Raw genomic sequence first — 4,578 nt, 5'->3', positions numbered from 1 at the left:
ATACCCTTTTCTTGCCAACATTTGTTTTGTAAAATATGCGGCATACGCATGCGGAATGGCGTAATGTACATGCACCAAATCTAATTCGTAATGTAACACTTTATCATATAAAATTGTACTCAACGCCAAATCATAAGGTTGATATTGAAACAATGGATAAGTCTCAACATGAATACGATGAAAGTATATATTTGGTAATTTAATGTTTAATCTTGCAGGTACATTTGTACTAAAAAAATGTACTTCATGCCCTTTCTCCGCTAAATCCATTCCGAGTTCTGTTGCTACAATTCCACTACCTCCGTAGGTTGGATAGCATACAATTCCTATTTTCATTCGCGATTTTTATTTAGACAAATTTAAGGCAAAATTGCGTCATATATTACTTGTCGGATATTTTCTCTCACTTTTTTTATCGATAAATAATTTGGTTCAATAGTTTGATTCACTCTATTTGATAGAAAAATATAAACAATATTGTATTTAGGATCCGCCCAGACCATAGTTCCTGTAAAACCTGTATGACCAAAACTTTCGGCTGATGGACCTTTTGTAGAAACCGTTTGCATTTTGTCAAAGCCTGCACCTCGATGATTTCCTTTGAATTGTTGTTTGGTAAATTCTGCAACCACTTCTGGTTTCAAATAAACCTCATCACCATATTCGCCACCATTCAAATAGAGTTGCATCAACTTTGCCAAATCAATCGAGTTAGAAAATAAACCTGCATGACCAGCAATTCCGCCAATCATCGCCGCACCTTGATCGTGTACAAAACCATGCACCAATTGATTTCTGTAGGTTTTATCGTATTCAGTTGGAATGATATCTTCTAAACTAAATTTTTCTTTCGGATTAAAAGTGGTACGGTACATTCCAAGATTTTGGTAAAATTTTTCTTGCGTTAATTGATTTAGATCTTTTCCAAAATCTTTTTCTAATTTCTTCTTAAAAATATAATAGCCTAAATCTGAGTATTCATAAGACTTACGACCAAGTTGTGATTTATAAATATCTTCATAAATCGTATCTTTTATCGAATTGATGATATAAATATTATCCGTTACTTTTATTTGATGCTCCTCATCTTGTTTACGTGAATAGAAATCCAAATAAAGACGCGCATTTTTCACATTAACCGTTTCGTTGTAAAAGCCAATCCAAGGTTTAAGACCAGCTTGATGTGCCAAAACTTCACGAACTTTTAAAGAAGATTTGTTCGTATTCTTAGCATCGGTATCAATTTCACCAATTGTTTGATCAAGGTTTAATTTACCTTCGCCGACCCCCAACATCAACAAAGGCAACGTTGCCGTCACCTTTGTTACAGAAGCAACATCATACAAATCTGTCCACTTCACTTTTTTTGAAGAATTTTTATCTTGTGTTCCAAAGCTTTTGTCGTACACGACTTTTCCATCTTTCGCAACTAAAATTTGCATTCCAGGCGTGTAACGATTTGCTATTGCTTCTTCGGCAAGTCTATCTATTTCTGAGAGTTTTTTTTTCCTAAACTTACATTTTCAGGCGCTGTAAACCCTAAACGATTGATATGTTTTGTTACAATTCCTTGACCTTCTTTCAAATTTTGATTGATATCTACAGGAAAAGTTCCGTCAGCATCAATTGCTCCAAAAATAATTTGTGCTGCTGCTACTTGCGCATCTTTCGTATTTTGATAATGAACCGTAACGGCATCTAAATTTGATAAATCAAGATCTTTCAATCCATAAGGACTTGTAAACAATGAAAAGATTTTCTTTTTGTCTTTTGGCAATGCATTCAATATAGCTTTCGAATTTGCAGACAATTTATAAGGTTTGTAAACTGTTTCGTTTGACAAAAATGCCCCAGCAATAACAACATCATAATCATTTAGTAAATTGATTTGATTTGGATTTGAAATTTTTACTAACTCAACATTTGTATATTTTTGTAAATGTGTCAAAAATTGATCATAATCAGTTTGTTCCAATGGGACAAACGCTATTTTTTGATTTATTTTTTTGATTGGTAAAACCTTGTGTTGATTTTTAACCACAGTTGAAGCTTTCTCGAAAATTTTTGTTGTTAAAGCTAAATTTTCAGGCGAGTTTAAATCTTCTAAAACATTTGCTGGATTTAATGGTTTTATCTCGTTTAAACCTGTGATGTATTTGGCCATTAAAATTTTCTTCACACTTTCTTCTAAACGTGCTTCAGAAATTTCTCCATTGTTAATTGCATCGATAATTTTTTGTTTCCCGATATGTACATTTTGAGAAAACAGTAAAATATCATTTCCAGCTACAAAAGCTCTATAATCTACATCTCCTGCAGGAAATCTTTTTGCTACACCATCCATATTCAACGCGTCTGTAATCACAATTCCTTTAAACTGTAATTCACCTTTCAAATAATCTGTAATAATTCGTTTGGATAAGGTTGAAGGAATAGTAGCATCTGGCTCCAAAGCTGGAACATTAAGATGTGCTATCATGATTGATTGTACACCAGCTTCAATCATTTTCTTGAAAGGTGCAATATGGTATTTTTCTAAATCAGTTTTATTATCCGGTATCAATGGTAAAACTTTGTGCGAATCTTGGTCGGTATTTCCATGTCCTGGAAAATGTTTTGCAGACGATAAAACATTTTGTGTACGCATTCCGTTCATATAAGCAATTCCTTTTTCTGCTACACGATCGGGATTAGAGCCAAACGAACGATTTCCAATCACTGGATTATTCGAATTGACATTGACATCAACCGAAGGTGAAAAATTAAATTGTATACCCATTCTATTCGCTTGCAAACCGATTTGTTTCCCTACTTGATACACCAAATTATTATCTCGTAATGCTCCAAGTGTCATATTCCAAGGAAAACGTTCTACACTTTTCAAACGCATTGCTAATCCCCATTCTGCATCCATTCCTATTAACAAAGGCGTTTTTGAAATGGATTGAAATTTATTGGTTAACTCGATTTGATGAGCAGCTTGATCTTGCATAAAAATCAAACCTCCGATATGTTCTTCTTCGATTAATTTTTGAATCTCAATCTCATGCGCAGCATCTCTATTTGTATACGCAGCTACAATAAATAATTGTCCAACTTTCTCTTCCAATGTCATGGTATTGTATTTTTCATCAACCCATTTCATTTGAATGGAATCCTTAAATAATGGAGAAATTTGTTGCGCTTTTGTTGCGATAGGTAAAATAATTGTTAAGAATACGTATGTTATAACTTTTTTCATGCTAGAATAAATTAATTTTGTATGTTTTTTCCCTTTGATAAAAACTTTTTTTTAAAGGCTTACCGATTAGGATTGGTAAATTTATAGTAAATTGTGAAATTAAATAAAATTATATGAGTATTTTCAGTGTTGTACAGGATAGTATGTTAAATCATCCTGGACTAGTAACTGTTTTTGGAGTAGCTGTAATTATTATGCTACTTTTAGATTTAGGTGTTTTTAACAAAAACGCGCATGTTGTTTCGAATAAAGAAGCACTTATCTGGACGATTGTTTGGATTTCCTTAGCAATGATTTTTAGTGGAGTAATTTATTTTGTTTTCAAGGAAGCTGATGGGCACGCGTTTGCTCTCAACAAATTCTCCCAATTTCAGGCGGCTTATTGGATTGAAAAAGCGTTATCCGTCGACAATCTATTTGTTTTTATTTTAGTTTTCGGGTTCTTTAAAATTCCGAAGGAATATCAACATAAAGTTCTCTTTTGGGGAATTTTAGGTGCATTATTATTCCGTGCAATCTTTATTTTTGCTGGAGTTGAATTAATCAAAATGACTTATTTACCTTCTTTTTCTATTGGAGATTGGCACTTTAATTTAGGTGATGAAGCAACGCACGCTAATTTTGCTGCAAAAGAATTTTTCCGTCCAAATGTAGTTTTAACTCTTTTCGGATTCTTCCTAATTGTAGCGGGAATCAAATCTTGGAAATCAAGTGATGAGGATGAAAATCAAGATTTATCACAAAACCTTGGAGTAAAATTGGTGCACAAATTTTTTAAAGTAACACCTAATTTTGATGGAGATAAATTCTTCAGTGTACAAAACGGAATCAAAATGGCGACGCCTCTTTTCGTTGCATTGATGGTGATTGAAGTAACAGATTTAGTATTTGCTGTAGATAGTATTCCTGCCATTTTTGCTGTTGCTCCAGAAGATCCTTTTATTCTTTATTCATCTAATATTTTTGCTGTTTTAGGATTGCGTTCGTTGTATTTCTTGTTAGCAAACTCGATGGATAAATTCAATAAATTACACTATGGTTTGGCTGTAATTTTAACTTTCATTGGAATTAAAATGATCATTATGCCTTTCTATCATTTCGAATCGACTGTTTCATTATCAATAATTGGTGGAGTTTTATTAACAACAATTATATGGTCTTTGCTTTCGAATCGAACAGAAAAAAGCAACTAAATAAATTATAAAACAAAAAATCTCCATTCTGAAAATGGAGATTTTTTTATTGTTTTAGTTATGCTTATTTCTTTACAGCATCTTTTAGAGGCTTCGTAACTTCCGTTACACTTTTTACTTCAGCTGTTTCTTTCAATGATTTTG

The 4,578-nt window shown here is 32.7% G+C and carries 4 protein-coding genes; 1 reads left to right on the top strand and 3 read right to left on the bottom strand.

The window, feature by feature from the left end; genetic code table 11:
* From Q0616_RS02335 to Q0616_RS02325, 3 genes are all read right to left on the bottom strand, one after another.
* Positions 1 to 336 (bottom strand): glycosyltransferase (locus Q0616_RS02335; RefSeq protein WP_298774772.1); only part of this gene is annotated, 336 nt, incomplete at its 3' end.
* Positions 337 to 359: 23 nt separating this feature from the next.
* Complete coding sequence (locus Q0616_RS02330; RefSeq protein ID WP_298774770.1) at positions 360 to 1,442, bottom strand: serine hydrolase; 1,083 nt, start codon at positions 1,440 to 1,442, stop codon at positions 360 to 362.
* A 44-nt stretch (positions 1,443 to 1,486) separates the two neighbouring features.
* On the bottom strand, positions 1,487 to 3,241 hold the full coding sequence (locus tag Q0616_RS02325; RefSeq protein WP_286496806.1) for a glycoside hydrolase family 3 protein: 1,755 nt from the start codon (positions 3,239 to 3,241) through the stop codon (positions 1,487 to 1,489).
* 113 nt (positions 3,242 to 3,354) lie between these two features.
* Between Q0616_RS02325 and Q0616_RS02320 the strand changes: the two genes are divergently transcribed.
* Positions 3,355 to 4,434, top strand: a complete 1,080-nt coding sequence (locus Q0616_RS02320; RefSeq protein ID WP_298774764.1) for a TerC family protein — start codon at positions 3,355 to 3,357, stop codon at positions 4,432 to 4,434.
* Positions 4,435 to 4,578: the final 144 nt, after the last annotated feature.

It is taken from the genome of uncultured Empedobacter sp. (genome assembly GCF_937930195.1).
Classification (GTDB): Bacteria; Bacteroidota; Bacteroidia; order Flavobacteriales; family Weeksellaceae; genus Empedobacter; species Empedobacter stercoris.
The sequence above is the reverse complement of the archived record's forward strand: the minus strand, read 5'-3'. Positions and strand labels throughout refer to the sequence as shown.

Bases quoted from the DNA above. Each gene is read 5' to 3' on its own strand.
- Q0616_RS02330 (WP_298774770.1), bottom strand. From the start codon at position 1,442: ATGCAAATTTTAGTTGCGAAAGATGGAAAAGTCGTGTACGACAAAAGC.
- Q0616_RS02325 (WP_286496806.1), bottom strand. From the start codon at position 3,241: ATGAAAAAAGTTATAACATACGTATTCTTAACAATTATTTTACCTATC.
- Q0616_RS02320 (WP_298774764.1), top strand. From the start codon at position 3,355: ATGAGTATTTTCAGTGTTGTACAGGATAGTATGTTAAATCATCCTGGA.